The 20,276-nt window shown below is 61.5% G+C and carries 26 protein-coding genes and 1 pseudogene; 6 read left to right on the forward strand and 21 right to left on the reverse strand.

Going from position 1 to position 20,276, the window contains the following annotated elements; all coding sequences use genetic code 11:
• Nucleotides 1–51: 51 nt before the first annotated feature.
• Genes P8T11_RS24905 through P8T11_RS24920 form a run of 4 tightly spaced genes read left to right on the forward strand, consistent with a single transcriptional unit; the run spans nt 52 to nt 4,775 of the window.
• On the forward strand, nt 52–813 hold the full coding sequence (locus tag P8T11_RS24905; protein WP_268079557.1) for an SDR family NAD(P)-dependent oxidoreductase: 762 nt from the start codon (nt 52–54) through the stop codon (nt 811–813).
• Nucleotides 814–843: 30 nt separating this feature from the next.
• Nucleotides 844–2,070, forward strand: coding sequence for an acyl-CoA dehydrogenase family protein (locus P8T11_RS24910; RefSeq protein WP_268079556.1), 1,227 nt, complete (start codon nt 844–846; stop codon nt 2,068–2,070).
• Nucleotides 2,067–3,143, forward strand: coding sequence for a phosphotransferase family protein (locus P8T11_RS24915; RefSeq protein ID WP_268079555.1), 1,077 nt, complete (start codon nt 2,067–2,069; stop codon nt 3,141–3,143). The genes P8T11_RS24910 and P8T11_RS24915 overlap by 4 nt, the downstream gene beginning before the upstream one ends.
• A gap of 9 nt (nt 3,144–3,152) precedes the next feature.
• Nucleotides 3,153–4,775 (forward strand): acyl-CoA synthetase, encoded by a 1,623-nt coding sequence (locus P8T11_RS24920; protein WP_268079554.1) that lies wholly within the window; start codon nt 3,153–3,155, stop codon nt 4,773–4,775.
• 208 nt (nt 4,776–4,983) lie between these two features.
• Here P8T11_RS24920 and P8T11_RS24925 read toward each other — a convergent pair whose 3' ends face one another.
• The 17 genes and pseudogenes from P8T11_RS24925 to P8T11_RS25000 form a co-directional block, all read right to left on the reverse strand.
• Nucleotides 4,984–5,970 carry a tyrosine-type recombinase/integrase gene (locus P8T11_RS24925; protein WP_268079553.1) on the reverse strand — a complete coding sequence of 329 codons (987 nt, stop codon included), beginning with the start codon at nt 5,968–5,970 and terminating at the stop codon, nt 4,984–4,986.
• Nucleotides 5,971–6,026: 56 nt separating this feature from the next.
• A pseudogene (locus P8T11_RS29265) lies at nt 6,027–6,125 on the reverse strand (hypothetical protein); the annotation flags it as partial.
• 86 nt (nt 6,126–6,211) lie between these two features.
• A complete protein-coding gene (locus tag P8T11_RS24930) occupies nt 6,212–6,667 on the reverse strand; it encodes an HAD domain-containing protein (protein ID WP_268079552.1) in 456 nt (151 codons plus the stop codon).
• Complete coding sequence (locus tag P8T11_RS24935; RefSeq protein ID WP_268079551.1) at nt 6,664–6,840, reverse strand: hypothetical protein; 177 nt, start codon at nt 6,838–6,840, stop codon at nt 6,664–6,666. Before P8T11_RS24935 ends, P8T11_RS24930 begins: the two co-directional genes overlap by 4 nt.
• Nucleotides 6,837–7,109: a hypothetical protein gene (locus tag P8T11_RS24940; protein ID WP_268079550.1), complete on the reverse strand. Its 273-nt coding sequence runs from the start codon at nt 7,107–7,109 to the stop codon at nt 6,837–6,839. The genes P8T11_RS24935 and P8T11_RS24940 overlap by 4 nt, the downstream gene beginning before the upstream one ends.
• Before the next feature lie 297 nt (nt 7,110–7,406).
• Nucleotides 7,407–7,688: a hypothetical protein gene (locus tag P8T11_RS24945; protein ID WP_268079549.1), complete on the reverse strand. Its 282-nt coding sequence runs from the start codon at nt 7,686–7,688 to the stop codon at nt 7,407–7,409.
• Nucleotides 7,689–7,768: 80 nt separating this feature from the next.
• Nucleotides 7,769–9,061, reverse strand: coding sequence for a hypothetical protein (locus P8T11_RS24950; protein ID WP_268079548.1), 1,293 nt, complete (start codon nt 9,059–9,061; stop codon nt 7,769–7,771).
• 9 nt (nt 9,062–9,070) lie between these two features.
• Nucleotides 9,071–9,841: a DNA cytosine methyltransferase gene (locus tag P8T11_RS24955; protein WP_418910272.1), complete on the reverse strand. Its 771-nt coding sequence runs from the start codon at nt 9,839–9,841 to the stop codon at nt 9,071–9,073.
• The gene (locus P8T11_RS24960; RefSeq protein ID WP_268079546.1) at nt 9,838–10,566 is read right to left on the reverse strand and encodes a hypothetical protein; all 729 of its coding nucleotides are present in this window, start codon (nt 10,564–10,566) and stop codon (nt 9,838–9,840) included. The genes P8T11_RS24955 and P8T11_RS24960 overlap by 4 nt, the downstream gene beginning before the upstream one ends.
• Before the next feature lie 224 nt (nt 10,567–10,790).
• Complete coding sequence (gene ssb, locus P8T11_RS24965) at nt 10,791–11,291, reverse strand: single-stranded DNA-binding protein (protein WP_268079545.1); 501 nt, start codon at nt 11,289–11,291, stop codon at nt 10,791–10,793.
• Nucleotides 11,291–11,962 carry a hypothetical protein gene (locus tag P8T11_RS24970; RefSeq protein ID WP_268079544.1) on the reverse strand — a complete coding sequence of 224 codons (672 nt, stop codon included), beginning with the start codon at nt 11,960–11,962 and terminating at the stop codon, nt 11,291–11,293. Before P8T11_RS24970 ends, ssb begins: the two co-directional genes overlap by 1 nt.
• Entirely contained in the window at nt 11,955–12,704 is a 750-nt protein-coding gene (locus tag P8T11_RS24975; protein WP_277549612.1) for an ERF family protein, read from the reverse strand. Before P8T11_RS24975 ends, P8T11_RS24970 begins: the two co-directional genes overlap by 8 nt.
• A gap of 7 nt (nt 12,705–12,711) precedes the next feature.
• Nucleotides 12,712–13,809 carry a hypothetical protein gene (locus P8T11_RS24980; RefSeq protein ID WP_277549611.1) on the reverse strand — a complete coding sequence of 366 codons (1,098 nt, stop codon included), beginning with the start codon at nt 13,807–13,809 and terminating at the stop codon, nt 12,712–12,714.
• 1 nt (nt 13,810) lies between these two features.
• The gene (locus P8T11_RS24985; protein ID WP_268079542.1) at nt 13,811–13,984 is read right to left on the reverse strand and encodes a hypothetical protein; all 174 of its coding nucleotides are present in this window, start codon (nt 13,982–13,984) and stop codon (nt 13,811–13,813) included.
• On the reverse strand, nt 13,981–14,184 hold the full coding sequence (locus P8T11_RS24990; protein ID WP_268079541.1) for a hypothetical protein: 204 nt from the start codon (nt 14,182–14,184) through the stop codon (nt 13,981–13,983). Before P8T11_RS24990 ends, P8T11_RS24985 begins: the two co-directional genes overlap by 4 nt.
• Nucleotide 14,185: 1 nt before the next feature.
• Nucleotides 14,186–14,458: a hypothetical protein gene (locus tag P8T11_RS24995; protein ID WP_268079540.1), complete on the reverse strand. Its 273-nt coding sequence runs from the start codon at nt 14,456–14,458 to the stop codon at nt 14,186–14,188.
• 487 nt (nt 14,459–14,945) lie between these two features.
• Nucleotides 14,946–15,491, reverse strand: a complete 546-nt coding sequence (locus P8T11_RS25000; protein WP_268079539.1) for a hypothetical protein — start codon at nt 15,489–15,491, stop codon at nt 14,946–14,948.
• Nucleotides 15,492–16,956: 1,465 nt separating this feature from the next.
• Between P8T11_RS25000 and P8T11_RS25005 the strand changes: the two genes are divergently transcribed.
• Nucleotides 16,957–17,487 carry a hypothetical protein gene (locus tag P8T11_RS25005; RefSeq protein WP_268079538.1) on the forward strand — a complete coding sequence of 177 codons (531 nt, stop codon included), beginning with the start codon at nt 16,957–16,959 and terminating at the stop codon, nt 17,485–17,487.
• A gap of 41 nt (nt 17,488–17,528) precedes the next feature.
• Here the strand turns inward: P8T11_RS25005 and P8T11_RS25010 are convergent, their stop codons facing one another.
• Nucleotides 17,529–18,467 carry a hypothetical protein gene (locus tag P8T11_RS25010; RefSeq protein WP_268079537.1) on the reverse strand — a complete coding sequence of 313 codons (939 nt, stop codon included), beginning with the start codon at nt 18,465–18,467 and terminating at the stop codon, nt 17,529–17,531.
• Nucleotides 18,468–18,533: 66 nt separating this feature from the next.
• On the reverse strand, nt 18,534–19,640 hold the full coding sequence (locus P8T11_RS25015) for a S24 family peptidase (protein ID WP_268079536.1): 1,107 nt from the start codon (nt 19,638–19,640) through the stop codon (nt 18,534–18,536).
• 69 nt (nt 19,641–19,709) lie between these two features.
• Here P8T11_RS25015 and P8T11_RS25020 point away from each other — a divergent pair, with 69 nt between their 5' ends.
• On the forward strand, nt 19,710–19,925 hold the full coding sequence (locus P8T11_RS25020) for a hypothetical protein (RefSeq protein WP_268079535.1): 216 nt from the start codon (nt 19,710–19,712) through the stop codon (nt 19,923–19,925).
• A gap of 2 nt (nt 19,926–19,927) precedes the next feature.
• Here P8T11_RS25020 and P8T11_RS25025 read toward each other — a convergent pair whose 3' ends face one another.
• Both P8T11_RS25025 and P8T11_RS25030 read right to left on the reverse strand, forming a co-directional pair.
• Complete coding sequence (locus tag P8T11_RS25025; protein WP_268079534.1) at nt 19,928–20,092, reverse strand: hypothetical protein; 165 nt, start codon at nt 20,090–20,092, stop codon at nt 19,928–19,930.
• Nucleotides 20,089–20,247: a hypothetical protein gene (locus P8T11_RS25030; protein WP_268079533.1), complete on the reverse strand. Its 159-nt coding sequence runs from the start codon at nt 20,245–20,247 to the stop codon at nt 20,089–20,091. The genes P8T11_RS25025 and P8T11_RS25030 overlap by 4 nt, the downstream gene beginning before the upstream one ends.
• Nucleotides 20,248–20,276: the final 29 nt, after the last annotated feature.

Here is a 20,276-nt window from a genome sequence, read left to right on the forward strand (position 1 = left end):
ACGTCAGCCACATCAGCCACGTCAGTTTCTCCGGACTTGGGAGCCTAGCCGATGTTTGAAGATCTGAAATCCAAAACCGCGCTGGTGACCGGCGCCTACAGCGGGCTGGGGCGCCATTTCTCGCTACGCCTGGCCGACGCGGGCGTGCGCGTGGCGCTATGCGGACGCCGCACTGAGCTGGGCCAGGAATTGGCGCGCGAAATCCGCGCCCAGGGCGGCCAGGCCTGCGTGGCGGGCATGGATGTCACGCGGCCCGACAGCGTGCAGGCGGCGTTCGAGCAGGTGGAAAGCGAACTGGGGCCGGTGGATATCGTGGTCAACAATGCCGGCGTTGCCATGACGCGCGCCGCGCTCGATATCTCGGAAACGGAATGGACGGGGCTGATCGACGTCAATCTCAACGGCGCCTGGCGTGTCGCCCAATGCGCGGCGCGCCACTTCCACGGCCGTGGCAGGCCGGGCGCGATTATCAATATCGCTTCCATCCTGGGCCAGCGCGTGGCCTCGCATGTGGCCGCCTACACCGCCGCCAAGGCCGGCCTGTTGCATCTGACCCGCGCGCTGGCGCTGGAGTGGGCGCGCCATGGTATTCGCGTCAACGCGCTGGCGCCTGGCTACATCGGCACGGACCTGAACCGCGAGTTCTTCGCCACGGAGGCCGGGGCGGCACTGATCAAGCGCATTCCGCAGCGGCGACTGGGCCGCATGGAAGACCTGGACGGCCCCTTGCTGCTGCTGGCCTCCGACGCCTCTGCCTACATGACCGGCGCCGTCATTGACGTGGACGGCGGCCATTTGACCAGTTCGCTCTGAACCGAATCCCCCTTACCCGGAGACTAGAACATGGATTTTTCCCTGCCCCCAGAACTGGACGCCACCCGCCTGCGGGTACGCGCGTTCGTCGACCGTGAACTGATTCCGCTGGAAGCCGACCGCGACAACTACGATGCCCACGAGAACATCGACGAGGCCTTGTTGGACCGCGTGCGCGCCAAGGCCCGCGAGGCAGGTCTGTGGGCCTTGCAGATGCCGCGCGAGCGAGGCGGCAAGGGGCTGCCCATGGTGGGCCTGGCCGCCTGCTACGAGGAAATGAACCGATCCATTTTTGGCCCGGCGGCCTTCAATGCCGCCGCGCCCGATGACGGCAATATGCGCGTGCTGGCGCAAGTGGCGCGGCCCGACCAGCAAGACCGCTGGCTGCAACCCATTATCGACGGCAAGGTGCGCTCGTCTTTCGTGATGACCGAGCCCAGCCCCGGCAGCGGCTCCGATCCGTCCATGATGCGTACCACCGCCACCCGCAAGGGCGATAAATGGGTCATCAACGGCCGCAAGTGGTTCATCACCGGGGCCGGCGCGGCGCAACACTTCATCCTGATCGCGCGGACCTCGGACGACACGCGCAAAGGCCTGTCCGCGTTCCTGTTCGACGCCAGTCAGCCGGGTTGGCGCATCGAGCGCCGCATACCGATCATGGGGCCCGAGGAACACGGCGGCCATTGCGAACTGGAATTCGACGGGCTTGAGATTCCCGACGAGAACCGCCTGATGAACGTGGGCGATGGCCTGAAGCTGACGCAGATCCGGCTGGGACCCGCGCGCCTTACGCATTGCATGCGCTGGCTGGGCCTGGCGCGGCGGGCCATGGAGGTGGCGGTCGACTACGTGGGCGAGCGCAGCAGCTTCGGGCAGAAGCTGGCCGACCGCGAGGGCGTCCAGTGGCTGTTGGGCGACGCCGCCATGCAGATCGAAATCGGCCGGCTGCTCACCATGCGCGCGGCGGTCAAGCTGGATCAAGGGGAGTTTGCGCGCAAGGAAATCTCCATGGCCAAGATCGTCGTATCCGAGACCCTGCATAAGGTCGTGGACACTGCCTTGCAGCTCAACGGTGCCCGTGGCTATTCGAAGGACACGCCGCTGGAATGGATCTACCGCTACGCGCGCCAGGCTCGCCTGGTGGATGGTGCGTCGGAGGTGCACAAGATGGTGCTGGCGCGCCACCTGATGGATGAGGGCGATGCATTCTGGCGCTGGGACGATGCGGATGCCCTGCGCAAGGCCTTGGTATGAGCGCGTACCCGCACTCGTCCGAGGCTGCCCCCGGTCACGCGCCCGATTGGCTGCCGGCACTGGCCGCCTACCTGTCCGAACATGGCCTGTGCGACGCGCAGAGCCTGCGTGTCCGCCCGTTGACGGGGGGGCAGTCCAACCCCACCTATTTGCTCGAGGACAAGGCCGGCGCGCGCGTGCTGCGCAAGCAGCCGCCCGGCGCGCTGTTGCCGTCCGCCCACGCCATCGACCGCGAGTACCGGGTCATGGCCGCGCTGGCGGGCACGGATGTGCCGGTTCCGCGCATGCTGCACTACTGCGCTGATGCCGACGTGCTGGGCACGCCGTTCTACCTGATGAGCTATGCGCGGGGCCGCGTCTTCATGGACCCGGCCCTGCCCGGCCTGGAACCCGCCGAACGCGGCGCCCTGTATGTCGAAACGGGCCGTGTGCTGGCGACGCTGCACGCCGTGGATCCCGCTGCCGTGGGGCTGGCGGACTATGGCCGGGCAGGGGATTTCTTCGCACGGCAAGTGGCCCGCTGGACGCGGCAGTACCGCGACACCGAGACCGCTGTCATCCCCGCCATGGACGCACTGATCGACTGGCTCCCACGGCACTTGCCCACGGACGATCAGACCCGTCTGGTGCACGGCGACTACCGAATCGACAACCTGGTGTTCGATCCCCTGGCGCCGCGTGCCATCGCGCTGCTGGATTGGGAGCTGTCCACCTTGGGCCATCCCATGGCGGACCTGGCGTACCACTGCATGTGCTGGCGGATCCCGCCGTCTCTGTGGCGGGGCATCGCGGGGCTGGACCTGGCGGCGCTTGGCATCCCCAGCGAAGCGGAGTTTGTCCGGTCGTACTGCCGCGCGCGTGGCATCGCGCCGCCGCCGAATTGGGATTTCTACCTGGCATATAGCTTCTTCCGCATCGCCGCCATCCTGCAAGGCGTCTACGCGCGCGCCTTGGCGGGCAACGCCGCCGCTGCCGATGGGAAGGAAATGGGCGCAAGGGTGGCCCCGCTGGCCGGACTCGGCTGGGACGCGGCCCAACGCGAGTCCGCGCGCCTGGCCAATTCCGCTTCCTAGGAGATTGCAATGACCGCCATTCCGTCCGACATGCCGCGCAACCCCGCCAACCACGTCGCGCTGACGCCGCTGGGCTTCCTGCAATGGGCGGCCAGCGTGTATCCGGAGCGTGCCGCCTTGTTGCACGGCGAACGCAGCCAAAGCTGGGGCGAGACCTATGGGCGCTGCCGCCAGTTGGCGGCTGCCTTGCAAGACTGGGGAGTGGGTCGCGGCGATGTCGTCGCCATCCTGGCGCCGAATGTGCCGGCGCTGTACGAGGCGCATTTCGGCATCCCGATGGCCGGCGGCGTGCTGAACGCGCTGAACACGCGGCTGGATGCGCGCGCGCTTGCCTTCATCCTGGAGCATGGGGCCGCTAAGGTGTTGCTGTACGACAGCGAGTACGCCGACCTGGTGCGTGACGTGCTGGCGTGCCTGCCCACGCCACCCAGGACAGTGCGCATCGAAGACGCCGAATATCGGGGGGCTCATGGCGAGCTGGGCGAAGCCGAGTACGAGTCCTGGCTGGCGGCACAGTCCACCGATGCGCCGTGGGACTGGCCCGAGGACGAATGGCAAAGCCTTAGCCTGAACTACACCTCGGGCACGACCGGCGATCCTAAGGGTGTGGTCTATCACCACCGGGGCGCGTACCTCAATGCCACCGGCAACGTCCTGAGCTGTGGCATGCCGCCGCACTCGGTGTATCTCTGGACCCTGCCCATGTTTCATTGCAATGGCTGGTGCTTTCCCTGGACCATGGCGGCGTTGGCCGGCACTAACGTCTGTTTGCGCCGCGTCGAGCCCGAGGCGATCTTCCAGGCGATCGAGCGCAGTCGCGTGGGCTTCTTTTGTGCGGCCCCCGTGGTGCTGAACATGCTGATCAACGCGCCCGCCGCCCTGCGGCGTCGTGCCACACACCCTGTTCAGGCCATGACCGGTGGCGCGGCCCCGCCCGCCGCGGTGATCGAAGCCATGGAACAGTTGGGCATGGGCGTGACGCACCTGTACGGTCTGACTGAAACCTATGGGCCGTCCATCAGTTGTGCCTGGCACGAGGAATGGGACGCGCTGCCGCTACAGCAGCGCGCCGCGCTGAAGGCTCGCATCGGCGTGCGCAAGGTCAACCTGGAGGCGGTGCAAGTGGTGGACGATGCCATGCGGCCGGTTCCCGCCGACGGCGCCACGCTTGGCGAGATCGTGCTGCGAGGCAATACGCTCATGAAGGGATACCTGCGCAACCCGCAAGCCACCGCCGAGGCGTTCGCCGGTGGCTGGTTCCATTCGGGCGACCTGGGGGTGGTGCATGCCGACGGCTATATCGAAATCAAGGACCGGGCCAAAGACATCATCATTTCAGGCGGCGAGAATATCTCCACCCTGGAAATCGAAAACGTCCTGTATCGGCACCCCGACGTGCTGGAAGCCGCCGTGGTGGCCCGTCCGGATGCCGTGTGGGGCGAAACACCCTGCGCTTTTGTCACGCTGAAACCGGGGTCCGTCTGCGGGGCGGAGGATGTTGTCCGGTATTGCCGCGAACACTTGGCGCGCTTCAAGGCGCCGCGCACCGTGATCTTCGGCGATCTGCCGAAGACCGCAACGGGAAAAATCCAGAAGTTTGTCCTGCGAACCCGCGCCAGCCAGCTTGGCTGATCGTGCCTACCCCCGCACCGCGCCAGAAAACAAAAAGGCCCGCATCGCTGCGAGCCTTAAAGATACTGGAGGCGCAAGCCGGAATCGAACCGACGTACACGGATTTGCAATGCTTTATTGCTGTCTAAGCATACAGCGGTTTACGGCGGCTCCCTAGGGAGGGCCCCCGCAAAATTCGCCATCTAGACCACCGAAAACACGCCGATGGTCAAATTTCCCCCACACCTTTTCGCGGCGTTTTCTGGGCGGAAATCTGCAGAAGCGCTGCCTGAAGAGAGTCGGTCGCCAGGTGCGCATAGCGCGCGGTGGAGGCGGTGGACTTGTGCCCCAGCACCTTGCCGACCGTGTACAGCGGAACCCCAGCTTGGACCATATTGCTCGCCGTGCTGTGGCGCAAGTCATGCAGCGTCAGTTCTGGGCGCCCAATCGCTGCCGCACCCTTCTTGAGCCAGATCATCAGAGAACGATAGCTGATCTTCGGGGGTAGGTGCTTGCGGGCATAGTGCGCGACTTTCCCCATTACCGGGACATTGCGCGGCTCGCCGTTCTTGGTGTCAGTCAGAACGAAGTGGTCGCCCTGCACTTTGGCCGACCAAATCTCACCCCGGCGCATCCCAGAATAGAAGGCGATGAGCAAAAGCGCCCGCGCCTGCCGGTTGCTGATCTTGCGGCACATCCTGAGCATCCAGGGCCGAGTGACGTAGCTGCGGCGTTCGTTGCTCACTTCCGGCAGGGATACATGCGATGCCGGGTCTGGGATATCCAGGCGTCGGTCTTTCCAGAGACACCGACATGCAGCCCGGATAAGAGCGATACGCTGCTTCATGGTGGCTGGCCTCCACTGTCCCGCTTCCTTTTCCTGGATATCGCGCGAAACGTCGGCCAACTCGTTCAGACGCTTGCCGGAGTAGTAGGAAGCCGCTGCGGCTAAATGTCGCGCCGCGTGCATGTGCGACTTCAATTCCTTCTTGGTTTCCAGGTAGTGCCTGACGGCGGTGTCAATGAGTGGGACGACCTTCTCAATCCCCTGGGCTATCGCATAGAGGCGGCCGCTTTCCTCCCGGTCGAACTTGTCCGCCTGGGCTTGATTCCAAGCCTTTGGAAGTAGCTTTGTAGCCCGGACTCTTCGGCCTTCAATGAGGCGGTCGAACTCATAGCGATATCGACGGCGGCTTTTATCGAAGTAGATCGACATTGCTGTTCGTACTCCTGAATGTCAATTTCATTAAACCGGATGAGTCGACCAATCCTCGTACATGGGATCGGGCCACCCGGGGCGGCGAGCTGGCGCGCTTTGCTTTGGCTGATTTGCCAACGGTTGGCCAGATCGGCAGGCGTGAGGATAGTCATATCGCCTCCAAAACGAAGCCCGCGCTAGGCGGGCTGTTTCATCCAATTCTTGCGGGTGGTTCTGAGCATCTGCTCCATAACGTCAGTCATGCTAGTAACTGCTTTGCATCCTTGTAGTTCTGGTATGTCAGGCCGATGGTCCCGTCTACCTTGATGAAGTTGGCCATTTGTTCCGGCAGCATGTCGGAGTCGTCGTCAATGATGACGTACTTCTCGACGCCAGGGTGCTCGGTTAGCCATCGCTCGATTTCAAGACCTCGGCACCCCGGTAGCTGCGGGGTGGCGCTGCTGATGGCATAACCGAGGAATGAAGCCAGTTCGGTGATGCGTTCCTGGTCCATGCCAATCCGCCACGTAGAGCTGAGAACTACGTGAGCCTCGGTTTCGGCTACGAGGCGAGCCATCAGCTTGACGGCCACCTGGTCAAACTTCTCCCAGTCACCCTCCATGTTCTTGTCCTTTGGCCATGGATACCCGCCAAATGCGACCGCCGACCTGAAGCTGTTCAACACGCCATCGATATCAAGAAATAGAACTTTCACGTTTCCTCCTTCTCCGGATTAGCCTTCACCCAAGCCCTGGCCCACCGCTCCATCAGTACGCCCGCATGCGCCCAGTTCTCGGCCTGGCGGTCGATCAAGTGGAATGCGACAGCGGGGTCGATCTTGGCCCAGTCTTTCGGGTCGCCTAGGTCGATTTCGGGGAGCATGGTCATGGGGATTCCTTGGCTGCGGCGCGCAGGGTGGCCAGATACTGATCCACCCATTCCTGATGATTGCGGACTGCGCCCGTGTTGTCTTGATTAGCTCGGATCACCGCCCCGCAAACCGACGAGGAGTCGCGCAGCAAGTCAACGGCTAGGGCGAGCGCTTTCGCCATCGCCACCAGCGCATCCCGCTCGGCTCGCGACAGGGTGACCGCTTCGCCAAACGGCTTACAGCACGTAGGCCGCTGCGCGATGGCTTCGATTTCTTCGTTCGTCATGATTGCTCCGTTAATGACGCGTTGGCGCTTCGGCTGCTCGATATATGCGCTGCCATGCCGTAAGCCCATTTGGCGCAGTAGTCGGTATGCCCGCAGGCTGATTGCTCCGCCTTTAGAACTGCTGCGATCGTCGGTACGTCCAGGCCATGCTTCTGGGCGTAATCGCGCGAAGCTGCCCATACTGCGTTCCGCTCCGCCTCCACCCACTCATCTACAGACCGCGATGGGCGGCTCAATGATTCGGCCACCAGGGCGTCATAGATCGTCCTGGCCGGCTCACTTGTCGGGCGCCAGTGATCAGCCATGTCCGCCTCCGTCCGTGCGGGGGTGCATCTTCCGATAAAGCTCGGTCAGGCGGTCCTGATTCCGGCTTTCGTCCAACACCGCCAGCTCCGCTTGCGCCTGGAGAACCAAGTCGTGCAGATCTGGCGGGACGTTATCCAGGCCACCGTCTGCCAGGCGGGTTTCACGGGCCTTAATAACTGCGTTGGCCAAGTTCTTGAGGGAGTCGCCGAACTCGCGAGCGCGCCGGTTCTCGCGCTGCAACTCTCGGTCCAGCAGGAACAGGTCGCCCTTCATCTGATCTGCTTCGTCTGGCGCAGCCGGGCACCTGCACGACGCCGGCCAGCAGCGCCAGCACTCTCCGGTGAATACGCTCATCACTCGCTGTCTCCTTTCTCGCCCGTCTGTGTAGCTGTCAAGGATTGCTTGACGACTGAAGGGGTGGGGGATAGGGCGGCGCGAGTTTCCAAGTCGGCCAATGCCGCGCGACATGCCTCGTCCGGCGTACTGCCCTGGCCGCGCGCCTGCACCTTGCGGTCAGGGTGCGTATCGACAGGGTGCGAGCAAATCCACGCCATCCACCCAGTCATGCGCGTGCGCGCCAGCTCAAAATATGCGTAGTCGTTTTGTTCCAGCAATTCGGCATGCTTGCCGATAAGCTCACGGATCGCATCCCCCGCACCCTTCGCGCAATCCAGCAGGCCACCCCCAAAGCCAATATCGGCGCGGGTTTCCGGCTGATCCGCTGTCTCTACGTGGCCACCCTTCGCGCAATCCCCGCCGTCCTTGTCAGGCTGGGCTTTCAGGGCGCGGATGCGCGCTGCTGCTTGTCTGGCCGTTCCTACCAAATACGGGTTCTCCGGCTTGGAATCTCCGGCAGCGGTGCATTCCGCTACCCGCGCCGCTTCCTCCAACGCCGCATTGCGCACTGCCAGTGCGTCAGGAATGGCCGCCGCGACAGCAGCTATGCGAGATACCGCCTCCGTATATTCATCGTCACCCGCATCGCGCACCGCCTCGCTGGCCTGGGGCGCGGCATAGAGAAACGTCCCGTCAGGCAGCGTGGGCGCATCATCATTCAGCACGGCTTCCTGCGAGAACCCGTTGCGGGCCACCCCCGAATAGTGGAAATGCCGCACACGGCCCACCGGCTTTTGCGCCTCCCCGGCTACAGGGGCGGTTGCGAGCAATTTCCCGCACCATCCGGCCGTATGGATGGACTTGGCTATCTGATACGCAACTCCCGGCGTAACGCCGCTTTGTAGCAATAAGCCGTTTAAGGCTGTGACGTTCGGAACGGGCGCGCCGTTGTCGTCTGAAGGATCCAAAGGGTCAAATACAGGGGCGCTTGCTAGGGCGGCGCGGGCGGTCTGCCACAATCGCCAGTTCGCTTCGATGCTGGGAATGGCATACCGACCGTCGTCGTGGAGCCGCGTATTCATCGGGATGGGCGAGTGCAATTGGCTCCACGCCGCCTCAAACGCCTCCCGCTCATCGCCCGCCTGCACGCCCTCCGCGCGCAGCTTGGACAGCAGGGCGGATTCGACTGCCCGCGCCTTCTTACGGTCATTTTCGGCGTGCCATCCGGTGTCGGCAGCGTGCCGGCCACATGCAGCGTTAATTTCGTCATCCGTCAGCCCAGGCTGGGCGGCGTTGTTCTGGTCGGTCATGCTGCCTCCTTAGATTCGGCTGCTGAGAAGATGGAATGCTGCTGCTGCCACTCGCGGAATCTGGCCGTTTCCAATGGCTTTAATCCGGTGTGCCCGATCGGCCAGCCCATCAGCCATTCGACCCAGTCTGGGTTCATCCGGCCAACCCCATCTGGGGTGCGATGCTTGACGACCTGACTCAGCCGGACCTGACTGAGCGTTCCGTTCTCGCCAATGTGCTTGAACGTCCCGTTTTTCGTCTCGTGCATCCGGGCCGAAACTTTCCGGTCTGACGAATCCGTTGCGCACGGCGTGGGCCACAAGCCATAGTCGGTCCCGCAAGTGCGGAGCTCCGGCATGATGCGCTCCCAACACTCCCCATTCCGCATCGAACCCCAGGCTGGCCAGGTCGCCAAGAACTCGGCCGAGCCCCCTAGAAGTGAGTACTGGGCTGTTTTCCACGAACGCGAATCGTGGTCGTACCTCGCCAATGATCCGAGCCATTTCTGACCAAAGGCCGGAGCGTTCTCCGTCGAGCCCGTCACCTTTTCCGGCAATGCTGACATCCTGGCAGGGGAAACCGCCAGACACCACGTCAACAATGCCGCGCCAAGGTCTGCCGTCAAAGGTTCGGACGTCATCCCAAACTGGGAAAGGCGAAAATGTTCGGTCGTTTTGTCGGGCCAATAGAACGCTACGGGCGTAGGCGTTGTATTCGACGGCGCAGACGGTTCGCCATCCGAGCAGGTGGCCGCCGAGAATTCCTCCACCAGCGCCTGCGAAAAGAGCCAGCTCATTCACGTAGCCTCCTTCCGCTGGGACTGCTGGGCAATGGCTTCGAACGCCGCGCCGACATGCTCGTGCCAGGCGGCTCCGTGTTTCAGGTAATGCCCGAGCAAGAAATGGATCACTGCCGCTTGCTCGTGCTCAGCCTTGTTCTTGATGGAGTGGCCGCCAGCCCTGAGCAGCGTTGCCAGCTCTGCGCACGCGAAATTGGGCCTCCCCAGTATCTCGATGAGGTCGTCATCAAGAGGCGGCAGCGCATCGCCAGCAGCGGGAGCGCGGTAGCTGGGGCCGCCAGTGAGGCCGAGCGCCTGCGCCGCTGCTGACGCAATGGACGCCAATTTTCCATTGCGGACGGCGGCCGGGGTTTCCGGGTCCATGCCGCAGTCTTCTTTCGCCGATTCCGCTGTGCGCATGATCCAGCGTAAGATCGCCTGCGTCTCATCGCCCCCATCCTCCCCCGTCGCTCCGGTGGGTATAGGGTGCGAGGTAGGGGCGGCGCTCTCTTCGTCAGGAAGATCAGATTGCGGCTTCCAGTGTGTCGGCTGAACTTCAACCTCGCGAAGCTCGTAGCGCTTTTCCTGGCCCAAGCAGTAGAACAAGCCAGCCGCATACCATTTCCCGTTGTGGCGGAATCCAGTGCCTACGGACTGATCGCCTTCCGGCCCCCAGCACAGTTCGCAGAAGAGCGGGCGCCCTTCGTTTTCGGGCGCGCTGGCTATAGGCTTCCATTCTGAGTTCATGCTCTCAGGCTCCGAAGAAGAAATTGCCTACGGCTCGCCATAGGACATAAAGGACCACGTACACGGCACTCAGGCCAGCAACGAAGCCCACAAGCCCCGCACGGATTAGCAGGCGCTCAACGAAGTCATATTCAGGTTCGGGTACGTCTCTGCTATCCATTTCGGATCTCCAGGGCAATAGAAGGGCAGCCCCGGACAGACGGCGGGGTACGGGGCTGCGGGGGTCAGAAAGGGATCAAGTCGTCGTCCATGTCGGCGAGATTCGCCGCTGGTGAGGATTGAGCAGCGGGGCCGCCGCGTTGGTTGGCGTACTCGTTGCTCTGGCTCGTCGGGCGTTGTGCCGGCGCGCGCTGCGGCTGGCGCTCAGGCGGCGCACTGTCGCCCTCGTCGCGGCCGCCCAGCATCTGCATCTGGTCGGCCACCACTTCGGTGCTGTAGCGATCGGCGCCAGTGTCCTTGTCCTGCCATTTGCGCGTCTTGAGGCGACCTTCCAGGTAGACGGAGCGGCCTTTTTTCAAGTACTCGCCGGCAATCTCGGCCAAGCGGTTGTACAAGACGACGCGGTGCCATTCGGTCTCTTCGCGCTTCTCGCCCGTGGCCTTATCCTTCCAACTGGATGTTGTGGCTACGGACATGTTGCAGATGGCCCCGCCTTCGGGGTTGTAGCGGACCTCCGGGTCTCGCCCGAGATTGCCCACCAAAATGACTTTGTTAACGCTGGCCATTACGCGGCTTCCTTGAAAAGCAGGGGGTGAACCTGATCGAACTCTTCGATGACCTGGGCGAAGTACTCGCGCGCCGCTTTGATCTTGATGATCATTTCGATCTCTTTGCCTGGGTCCCTGGTTATGGTCCAGCTCGTGAGGCGGTGGTGCTCAGGGATGTGAGAAACGATATGCATCTGCAAAGGCTCGAAGCCGATCAGTCGCTCAGGGGTATCGACCAGGGCATAGTTCACTTCCCATTCGTCGGCTTCCCATAGCCACATGTACCCGCGCATTTGCCACTCGTAGAGGCTATCCTGGCAATCGAGGACCCAGGCCGGGAATGTCTTGGCAGACCAGGACGACTTCAGATCATGCCCCCGCTTGCGCTTGGCGTCGTACAGATCGCACTCGCCGGTGACCCATTCGTTCGTGCGGCGTTCAGCGTTTTTCACCAGTGACAGGCCGCGGACGCGGTTCAGCAGGGCAATGGATTGATCTTCGACCTCAAGTCCCTTTTGAATCTCTTTGCTGGAGAATTCGAAGTCGATGCCTAGGATCTCTTGCTGAGCAAGCTCGCGAATGTAGGTCTTGGCACCGACCGACAGGATTTCGCCGGCCTTGATCGCGGCGGCGGTCGGATTGGCCATCAGCTTGCCAATGCTTGAGCAGCGAAACTTGATATCACGCATTCTTGGCTCCTTGAATTTCGGCGGCACGCGCTTGCACGAGGGATGAGAAATCGCGGAAGCCGGCCTGGTCGCGCTTCGAGCTGAATATCTTCTGCCCCTCTCGGCTTAGCGCACGCAGCACCGATTCGGTGTCAGCGGTTTTGAGCTTGTCGGCCCACTCATCCAGCAGGGCGTTTCGGTATGCCCCGACCCCGTCGGTGTCATCACTCTGCTCAGAAAGTCCAGTGATCGCCTTGAGCGTGTAGCGCTCCAAGTAGGTCTTGGTGCTGGCGCGCGCTTGGATGGCATTTTTGGCGCCGCCCGCATCCGGAGGGCCGCCCATGGACACGCTTTCTTCATGGCCGCCAACGTGACGTAGGTAGCACGTCACTTCCATCCAGTCCTTCTCGTCGCGGGTCAGCTTCCATGAAGACGACAGGCCGTGCTTGGATAGAGCAGGGGTGACCGCGTTGACGACATCGTGAAGCTCGGCGTAGGACTTGCCCTTGAGGGGTCCATCCTTCACGTCCTTGCCCTTAATGATCTTGACCGCCTCGGCCTTGAAGGCGGCAAAAGCGGTGTCATAGGCCTTCTTGGCCTCGCCCTTCTGCCAGCGGTCTTGCAGGTCCATCATCTTTTCGATCTGGTCCAGCTGGGCGCCCTGGTTCAAGGCCGCCAGCATCATGCCCATAGGCGAGTTGGCAGCCGGGCCAGTTCCAGACATTGCCACTTCCCGGGCCGGGGCTTCGATTACTTCGTTCATGGCGTCCTCAGTATGAAATTTTGATGGCGGGGATTTCCCCCTTGGCTATCAGGGTGACGGCCAACTTTGCGCATTCTTCGGTCATGCCGCCTTGTATGAAGGCCGACAGCGCGGCGCGGTTGACCTTGCCCTTGTGGGCTTTGTCGGCCTCACGACGGGCGGCTTCGGCCTCTTCCGCTGCCTTGGCGTCGGCCTGACGCTTGATTTCCGCCTGGCGCGCCGCCTCGACGGCTTGCTTTTCGCGCTCAATGGCGGCGAGGCGGTCTTGTTCGGCGCGCTGCTCGGCGGCGATCTTGTCGGCCTTGGCCTGGGCCGCTGCCTTCTCTGCCTGCTCGGCTTGCAGCTTCAGTTCAAGTTCGCGGCGATCGGCTGCGGCTTTGGCTTCCTGCTCGCGCCGGTTCACGGCTTCGCGTTCGGCCTGGGCGCGGGCGTCGGCTTCGCGCTGGGCTTGCTCGGCGGCTTCGCGGGCAATGCGCTCTTCGCGCTCCTTCTGCTCGCGGGCAGCTACCTCGGCACGCAAACGGGCCAGATCGGCCTGCTCGGCCTCGTACTTCTCGCGCGCCACCAAGCGGTCACGAAGGCCGGACAGTGCCTTATCCTTAGCTCGGGCGGCTTCCGCTTCGAATTCTTCCCATTCCGGTCCGATGGCGATGGCTTCCACGGCGGCGAGGGCGGTGCGCAGTGATTCTGCGGATTCATTGCAGTTGACGACCAGAGACGAAATGCCCTCGACTGCATCCTTGTGGCGCTGCACGCGGTCATCTTCGGCCTGCTGCCACTCCGTCAGCGGCCGGCGCACGTCGTCAGCCAGAGCGTCCAGCGTGTCACGCATGCGTTTGCGCTCGGCGTCGATCCGCTTGGGTACGTCTTTCAGGTCATCCACCAACTGCTTGCCCATGCCGTCCAGGGCCGTCTTGACCTTGCGAACCTTGAACGCCAAGCTGGCAATCGCTTCGCGGCCTTTCTTGGTCTTGAGGTCAGGCACATGCCCAGTAACTTCGGCTCGGATCTTCTCCAGCCAAGGCTCCAGGCCGCTGGGCTTGGAGTACACCGCCAGCGCGGATTCCTTCGGCGGCAATTCGGCGATTTCGGTTGTCTCGGTCATATCAGTCCTTGGATGCGTATGCCGTCGGTCGGCCGTCGTCTTTAGCGGTGAGGGTTGTTTGGGTATGCTCGTCGCGCTGCTGGCGGTCTCCGTAACCGAAGATCAGACCAACCAGCACGCCAGCAATGACCAGCGCGGCGACGGCGTTGTCGCGGTCTTTCAGGAGGCGTTTCATACGGATTGCCACTCCTCTTCGGTCAGTTCCGGGCGCGGGTCGAGGTAGCCATCAACCCTGCAGCGCTGCTGCGGCATCAGGATGGTCGGGTGGGCCTTGGGGCGCGAGATGGCGCAGCCCGGGCACCTCACGCCGAACTTGGCGCGTACCGCCTTACGGTGGTCCGTCAGCGCCTTGTAGTCGTCGATCGTCTCGCTCATATCAGCCCTCTAGCTCTATTTGCACGGCATCCAGGATCTTTCGCTGGAGCCGCGCTATCTGAGAATCGCCACTGCGCATCACCGCGCGCAGCATGTGTTCGGCGTCGTATATGTCGAGGTTGGCGAAGAACTCGACTTCCATGAGCCGTGCCGCCCACCAGTGGGCGGTATGCCCGTCAGAGTCCCAGGTTTGGGTTGACTGCATGACGACGCCTACTTCCTGCGGCGACGCCGTGAGTACTTCAAGGTGTTCATCACCGTGGAAAGTGTCCATGGCGGTCTCCGTATAAGGGGCAGCCCTCCGGCCATCCAGTCACGGCGCATCGCCGGTCACGCTCCGTGGCCACAGATTGCTGTAGGCGACTTGCTTGAACTGGTGGGGAAGGGCTGCGTAAGTCGTAAATTCACTTCTTCCAGACGTCACTGCGCCCCGGATAAAGCACCGGTTTGTCGTACCCGTTTTCGCGTGTTGAAAGTTGAGTTGTGCAGCGCGGCTAAGGCGCTACCGCAGTGACGTCTGGGGGAAGTGCTGGTTACGGTTCCAGCTCCGGCAACTACTCCGGACGATTGCTGATGGCAGCTGGGTTTGGCCCGGCCCGGCTAGCACGGTACTGCTGCCATCAAGAGAACCCGCTACAGCGGAGTAAGACTGCCTCGCCCGGTGCGAGCACTTCTAGCCGTCCCTTGCGGGTGCAACGGGTTCTCTTGATAGCGCCGCGTTTCGTGCGGCTACGGCTGCTATGCAGCACCAGGGGGAGATATCAGTGGAAGTGCACCGCACCAGAATCTGCCGCCATCTCGAAAGCGGTTCGGAACTCTTGGTAGAGCTCATAGAACCAGCCCGGTCGGCCGGGAACGCCATCATGGGCTTTCGCCCTTTCATCGAAGTCCGCGAAATCGCGGGCTAGCTTGGCGCAGATGGAGGGGCCGATAGTGCCTTCGCAGTCTGAGAAATTTATTAGCTCCGAGAATGGCCCTGTCGCGCCGCTCCAGCACCCAACGCAATGGCTATCCCAGTCGCGGCCAAACTGTTTGTATTTTCCCTTTTGGTAGCCAGCGACTCGGGCCAATTCCTCTCGCCATACGTTGTATCCCCCGTAGCCAGCGTATAGGCTCACGGCGTTTTCTGCCCAGTAAATCGCGCGATCCTCAATGTCGTCGGCGCGCCCCGGGAAATCAGGGTTCCGGTACGCTTTGAAGTCGTACTCCAGCGGTTCCCGGGTCGTCGGGTCGATGGGTTCACCATCCTCGTCAAACACCGCGTCAAGCTTCTTAATTCGCGCATAGGCGGTGACGTCTAAGCCCATCTCGTTCTCCTTGTTAATCGGTATGAATCCTGAAAGAAGCGGGCCAGACTCGAAACTGGCTATCTTTGACGTTTGCCCTGGCGGGCGGGAAGGCATGACCAGGACGTCGCAGACATCGCCCCTGCTTTATCGCAAAGGTGAGCGCTTCCATCAGCGCCGCCGCTTCTTTCAGGACTCATGTGGCTGCGCCCTTCCACGGCGCAGGGTTTATCAGTACCGAAGCAGGCGAACAATCCGCTGCCCGTGTTGGCTCGGCCTGTTGTAGTGCTTTGCAATCGCCTGATGAAACTTCAACTGTTGATGCTGCCCCCGCCGGAACTTCCGATCACGGAACAAGCGGCGTTCGGTCGAACGTGAGTTAAGTGCCATCTGTCATCTCCTTGTTCATTCGTAAGCCCGCTCTAGGAACGGGCTGGCGGATGAATTCCGGAGCAGCGCGCTACCTGGCTGTTCCCTAGCAACTGTTCGATAAATTCAAACGGTCGCGTCGGCTCCAGGTAGAGCGATGCTTCTTCAACCAGGTCATTGCCCGAGCCGCTCACGCGGTTGCGGTGATCCTGGTAGCTCCCGTCAGCCTTTCGGCTATCACTCTTCATTCAGGGGGTGGGAGGTTGAGCCCTGGGCCTATCCGCGCTTGCGCGCCATTGGCTTATTTATCTCGTGCGTTCGGGGATTTGTGATGGCGGCGCCTGTTGGCTGCTTGTTGCGCGGTGGTTGCCCACCGGCAGTTATGCGGCTCGTAGTCGCCAAATGGGTCGATTCGGTCGATCGAATGGGCTGGAGTCGGCTTCGGCCCCATGTCCCGCACGAACGCCATAAAGTCACGCCTCCACGATTCGCATACTTTGACGCCTCGGGCGCCGTAATACTGGTAAGCGGCGTGGCTTGGGTAGCAGCATCTGGCGATCATTCCTTCATAGGTGCTTCGTAGAGGATGATTCCGGACGCCACACGATCGCATCGTGGACGGAGCCCCGAGCGTCCTTCCGGGCTCGGGCCCATGGTCCTTGCAACCGCATGACGTGGACGTTCCAGACAACACATTCCATACCTGGGCGACGTGGTGGTTACCGCATCGGCAGATGAACAGCGCGAGTAGGTTGTTTCCGGACTTGCCCACATAGTCCACAAAGGTCACCAGACGGTTCCCGGGCATGGACTTGATGCGCAGATCCAGAGCAGCCCTACTCATTCGAGTAGCGAATGCCATTGGTAAATCCCTGTTTGGTTAAAGAGCGGTCTTGCTTGTCCTGCTTCCCATGCCCACCCGACTTTGTGGCGGTAACGTCCTCTCGCTGGGTACGAGGCCGAGGGCTTGTTGCGGCGCCGTGTTTGCAGCGCATGGATGAATCTTAGACGCCTAAGATTCAATGTGTCAAGAAAAACTTAGCAAACTAAGATAAATGAGCAAACGCTCCGCTAAGACGCGTGCGGCTTGCCGTCAGCTTTCGGCTACGATCAGCGAATGTTTTTCTACTCAGGGACGAAAATGGGCCGAATCAGAGTGCTCGCTTTTGCTGCGATCACCGCTTGCCTCTTTGGTGAGGTGTACGCCGAAGGCCTGGCGTTCAATCCGCAGGTGCGGCAGCTAACTCAGCAGTACGCGCGGGCCGTTGGTCAATGCCAATTACATGGCGCGAGTACGGAGGTGGGGCGCGAAGCTTGCCCGCGGGTCGACGAATACGCGAAGAAGCTCAAGGAGGCTGGATGGGAGGCGAAGGCCGCAACGGAACATTTGTTCAACGGATGTAGTCGGTTCGGTTCTGCCTATCAACTGGCGGCAATCGCGCGCGAAAACAGGCAGCCGCCCGACACTGCGCTCAAGTCGTTGAAGGCAGAGAACTGGCTACGGATCGAGGAGCCAGGGTTGAAGAGCATCATCAACACCGTTTACTTCCAGGATTGGGCCACTCGGCTTTTGCCACTGGAGCTGGCCCATAGCGTCGAGAAGGATTGCCGTTATGGCCCGGATCCACGCTGGAAGCCGCTGCAATAAAAAAGCCACCCGGAGGTGGCTACTTTCTGTCAAAGCTACACTCACTCATTGTCGAAGATGATCGGGATCTGGGACGAACCGCGTTGGTGATCCAATACCTCGAGAATTTCATAATCAATTCTGATTGAGCCGTCGACTATTTTCTGGGTCTTGCGCATGCGGACGCGCAACCGGTCCCCAGCGCTGAAGGGTTCGTTCCTCTGAACCTTCAATAGAAAACCCTTGTCCAGCACTGTGGCATAGAACGGATAGTCGCCTTCAGAGAATCGCCATTTGTTGTCTTGTCGGAACGAAACGCTCACCAGCTGAAGATTCGCTTCCACCTCAATAGGCTGAAGTTCCTCTACCACTGCGGACGGGGCCGAGAAATAGGGGCGCTCTTTTTCCGACACTTGAACGAATCGCGTGGATTGCTGCTTATCGGTCACAGCAAATTCGTCAATGCCTTCTTGGTCTAGAGGCTTCAGCACTTCGTCCAATGCCTTGCGCAAACGCGCATTACGATAAAGCTCGATAACTTGGGATTCGACGTCGACCGCAGCGCCTTCAATTGTTATGCGAACCAGCCCCGACTCCAAGCGAGTAGCTTGACGAATCGGTTGGCCTGCAAGGCGCTTCATTAGCCAAATCAAGCCCCCGCCATAGACCATTGCCTTGTCACCGTTCTCCCAAGCGAACCCGAGCCATCGGAGCATGTCCTGCGCAGACACAGCTTGGGCAGCCGAAAATAGGGCGCCTACTTGCTGTAGCAACGTTTGAACCACATCCAGCTCTATGCCAAAGCACCCGGTCTTGAAAGATGCCTTCACATTCAAGGTCACTCTTGCGCGTTTGCTGCCGTTTAGAGTTTCGTTCGCGGCCTCAACCAGGTCACCAAAAGCTAGGAGTGCAGGCGCGAGATCGTTGACGCTCATCTCGTGAGTCGCTAACGCGGGACCGTCATAGACGATGTGGAAGGCAGCCTTGCTCATATCGACCATTCTATCTTTTCCTGTTCTTATATACAGTTGTATTTTGTTATCAGGCTCTCTCAGCGATCATGAAGTTCACGACCGCACCCACTGCCCAGCCTCGTCATCCCGCAGCCTGGCGCCAGCCCAGACGATCTGACCAAGAACACGGGCAGGATGCCCATTTTCCAGAGGGATATCGGGGTAGGCTGGGTTGAACGAACGAGCGACCCACCGCCCCGTCAGCTTGTCCTTGGCCACCGTCTTGACGATCATCTTGCCGTCATAGTTGATGGCATAGACGCCGCCGCCGGCCAAGTCGCGCAGCGTCAGGTCTTCGTTCGGGACGACGAGCAGGGCGGCGCCATCTTTGATGACCGGTTCCATACTGTCGCCTTTTGCGTACACCACGCGAGCCTTTCCGGCGTCGGCGCCAACAGACCGAAGGAACGATCTACGGAACTGGATCACGCCGGTTTGAGTCTCGTCGTCGTTCTCGATTCCATCGCCCGCCGCCAACCGAACATCTGATAGTTCCGGGACCTTCTCGAACCTATCGTTTGCGGCGTGTGGCTCGCCTGGTCCAACATTAGCTACCACGCCTTCCTGCGTGCTTATCCGAAGCTTGGGCTCGCGCTCTGCTTGATGCGTCGTGCGTCCGCCTTCCCATGGAGCTGGCAACCCGGGGATCCGCATGGGGAAGGCGTCGTCGGCGTGGTCCATGTCGACCAGGCCGCCGGGTTTGTGCAAGCGCAGAGCCGCGCCAGTCGGGTTTCGCAATGGGGCGGCCGTGGGTGCAACATTGACACCAAGCTTTAGCTGGGCAATGGCCAGCGCGAGAGCTCCTTGCAGCGCGTTCAATTGAGCCGCCGGAAGCGCGCGCACGTCCTGTTCGGAAATGTCGGGGAAGGGCCATGGCGCGGGCGGCGGGCTAGCTGCAACTTGGGGGGCTCCGTCTGGGCCCTTGCGCTTTGGTCCCACTCCGTCGTACAGCCACTGCGGGTTGACGCGCAATAGTGGAGCGACCTTCATGCAGGTCGCCATATCCATGCCATTTGACCCATTAAACCAATGGGTTGCAGCCCCGGATGAAGCGTCCGCAGCCTTCCAAATGTCTGTTTTCGTTAGGCGTGGCTCGCCCGCGTCCGCGCGACGGGCCGCTTCTTCCTCGAAGGCCTGCTTAATTCTTTCCTGAAAGGTCATCTTAGGATGCTAAACAAAAATGTTCTTAGATGGCTTGCTTTTCAAGTCTTAGCCAACTAAGATTGAGCCATGAGCGACCACACTAACGATTCCGATCTCATCGACGCCTACGGCGGAACCAGCAAGGTAGCGGCCCTGTGTGGGCTTACGACCGGGGCTGTGTCCCAGTGGCGCACCAATGGCATTCCGAAGGCTTGGAAGGAAGTTTTGCGCTTGGCAAAGCCGAAGGTCTTCAAGACTTGGGACGCGAAACGCACCCGGGCCGAAGAGGCGAGGGCGGCATGACATCAATGCACCGTCGCCGATTCGCGGCCCTCACTCGCCCACGCCATGCGGTCACGCTCGGCGCACAACTCCTGAAAAAGATCCATGACCGCCTTCTCCGTCGGCGCCTCGAAGACTCGACGGGCCAAGTCCTGCGCATTGATCAACAGTTTTTCAGTTTCGCTCATTTCTGTTCGTCGCCTTTCACGTCGCCTTCCTCTACTGGCTCTGCGTGCGGCGCCTTGTCGGGAGCCTCTTGGGGCGGCTGACTGAGTCGGGTGGCATCGATGCGCGCGAAGAGGCGCGCCCCGGTCACTGGTTTGGATTCGTTGTTGTTTTCCATGTGCCGAACTTTATAGACGGCGCAGAAGT

Origin of the sequence: Achromobacter spanius (genome assembly GCF_029637605.1) — a bacterium.
GTDB lineage: Bacteria > Pseudomonadota > Gammaproteobacteria > Burkholderiales > Burkholderiaceae_B > Achromobacter > Achromobacter spanius_E.

Excerpts from the sequence above, each read along its gene's own strand:
- P8T11_RS24905 (WP_268079557.1), top strand. The coding sequence starts at position 52 with ATGTTTGAAGATCTGAAATCCAAAACCGCGCTGGTGACCGGCGCCTAC.
- P8T11_RS24910 (WP_268079556.1), top strand. The coding sequence starts at position 844 with ATGGATTTTTCCCTGCCCCCAGAACTGGACGCCACCCGCCTGCGGGTA.
- P8T11_RS24915 (WP_268079555.1), top strand. The coding sequence starts at position 2,067 with ATGAGCGCGTACCCGCACTCGTCCGAGGCTGCCCCCGGTCACGCGCCC.
- P8T11_RS24920 (WP_268079554.1), top strand. The coding sequence starts at position 3,153 with ATGACCGCCATTCCGTCCGACATGCCGCGCAACCCCGCCAACCACGTC.
- P8T11_RS24925 (WP_268079553.1), bottom strand. The coding sequence starts at position 5,970 with ATGTCGATCTACTTCGATAAAAGCCGCCGTCGATATCGCTATGAGTTC.
- P8T11_RS24935 (WP_268079551.1), bottom strand. The coding sequence starts at position 6,840 with ATGACCATGCTCCCCGAAATCGACCTAGGCGACCCGAAAGACTGGGCC.
- P8T11_RS24940 (WP_268079550.1), bottom strand. The coding sequence starts at position 7,109 with ATGACGAACGAAGAAATCGAAGCCATCGCGCAGCGGCCTACGTGCTGT.
- P8T11_RS24945 (WP_268079549.1), bottom strand. The coding sequence starts at position 7,688 with ATGAAGGGCGACCTGTTCCTGCTGGACCGAGAGTTGCAGCGCGAGAAC.
- P8T11_RS24950 (WP_268079548.1), bottom strand. The coding sequence starts at position 9,061 with ATGACCGACCAGAACAACGCCGCCCAGCCTGGGCTGACGGATGACGAA.
- P8T11_RS24960 (WP_268079546.1), bottom strand. The coding sequence starts at position 10,566 with ATGAACTCAGAATGGAAGCCTATAGCCAGCGCGCCCGAAAACGAAGGG.
- ssb (WP_268079545.1), bottom strand. The coding sequence starts at position 11,291 with ATGGCCAGCGTTAACAAAGTCATTTTGGTGGGCAATCTCGGGCGAGAC.
- P8T11_RS24970 (WP_268079544.1), bottom strand. The coding sequence starts at position 11,962 with ATGCGTGATATCAAGTTTCGCTGCTCAAGCATTGGCAAGCTGATGGCC.
- P8T11_RS24975 (WP_277549612.1), bottom strand. The coding sequence starts at position 12,704 with ATGAACGAAGTAATCGAAGCCCCGGCCCGGGAAGTGGCAATGTCTGGA.
- P8T11_RS24980 (WP_277549611.1), bottom strand. The coding sequence starts at position 13,809 with ATGACCGAGACAACCGAAATCGCCGAATTGCCGCCGAAGGAATCCGCG.
- P8T11_RS24985 (WP_268079542.1), bottom strand. The coding sequence starts at position 13,984 with ATGAAACGCCTCCTGAAAGACCGCGACAACGCCGTCGCCGCGCTGGTC.
- P8T11_RS24990 (WP_268079541.1), bottom strand. The coding sequence starts at position 14,184 with ATGAGCGAGACGATCGACGACTACAAGGCGCTGACGGACCACCGTAAG.
- P8T11_RS24995 (WP_268079540.1), bottom strand. The coding sequence starts at position 14,458 with ATGGACACTTTCCACGGTGATGAACACCTTGAAGTACTCACGGCGTCG.
- P8T11_RS25000 (WP_268079539.1), bottom strand. The coding sequence starts at position 15,491 with ATGGGCTTAGACGTCACCGCCTATGCGCGAATTAAGAAGCTTGACGCG.
- P8T11_RS25005 (WP_268079538.1), top strand. The coding sequence starts at position 16,957 with ATGTTTTTCTACTCAGGGACGAAAATGGGCCGAATCAGAGTGCTCGCT.
- P8T11_RS25010 (WP_268079537.1), bottom strand. The coding sequence starts at position 18,467 with ATGGTCGATATGAGCAAGGCTGCCTTCCACATCGTCTATGACGGTCCC.
- P8T11_RS25015 (WP_268079536.1), bottom strand. The coding sequence starts at position 19,640 with ATGACCTTTCAGGAAAGAATTAAGCAGGCCTTCGAGGAAGAAGCGGCC.
- P8T11_RS25020 (WP_268079535.1), top strand. The coding sequence starts at position 19,710 with ATGAGCGACCACACTAACGATTCCGATCTCATCGACGCCTACGGCGGA.
- P8T11_RS25025 (WP_268079534.1), bottom strand. The coding sequence starts at position 20,092 with ATGAGCGAAACTGAAAAACTGTTGATCAATGCGCAGGACTTGGCCCGT.
- P8T11_RS25030 (WP_268079533.1), bottom strand. The coding sequence starts at position 20,247 with ATGGAAAACAACAACGAATCCAAACCAGTGACCGGGGCGCGCCTCTTC.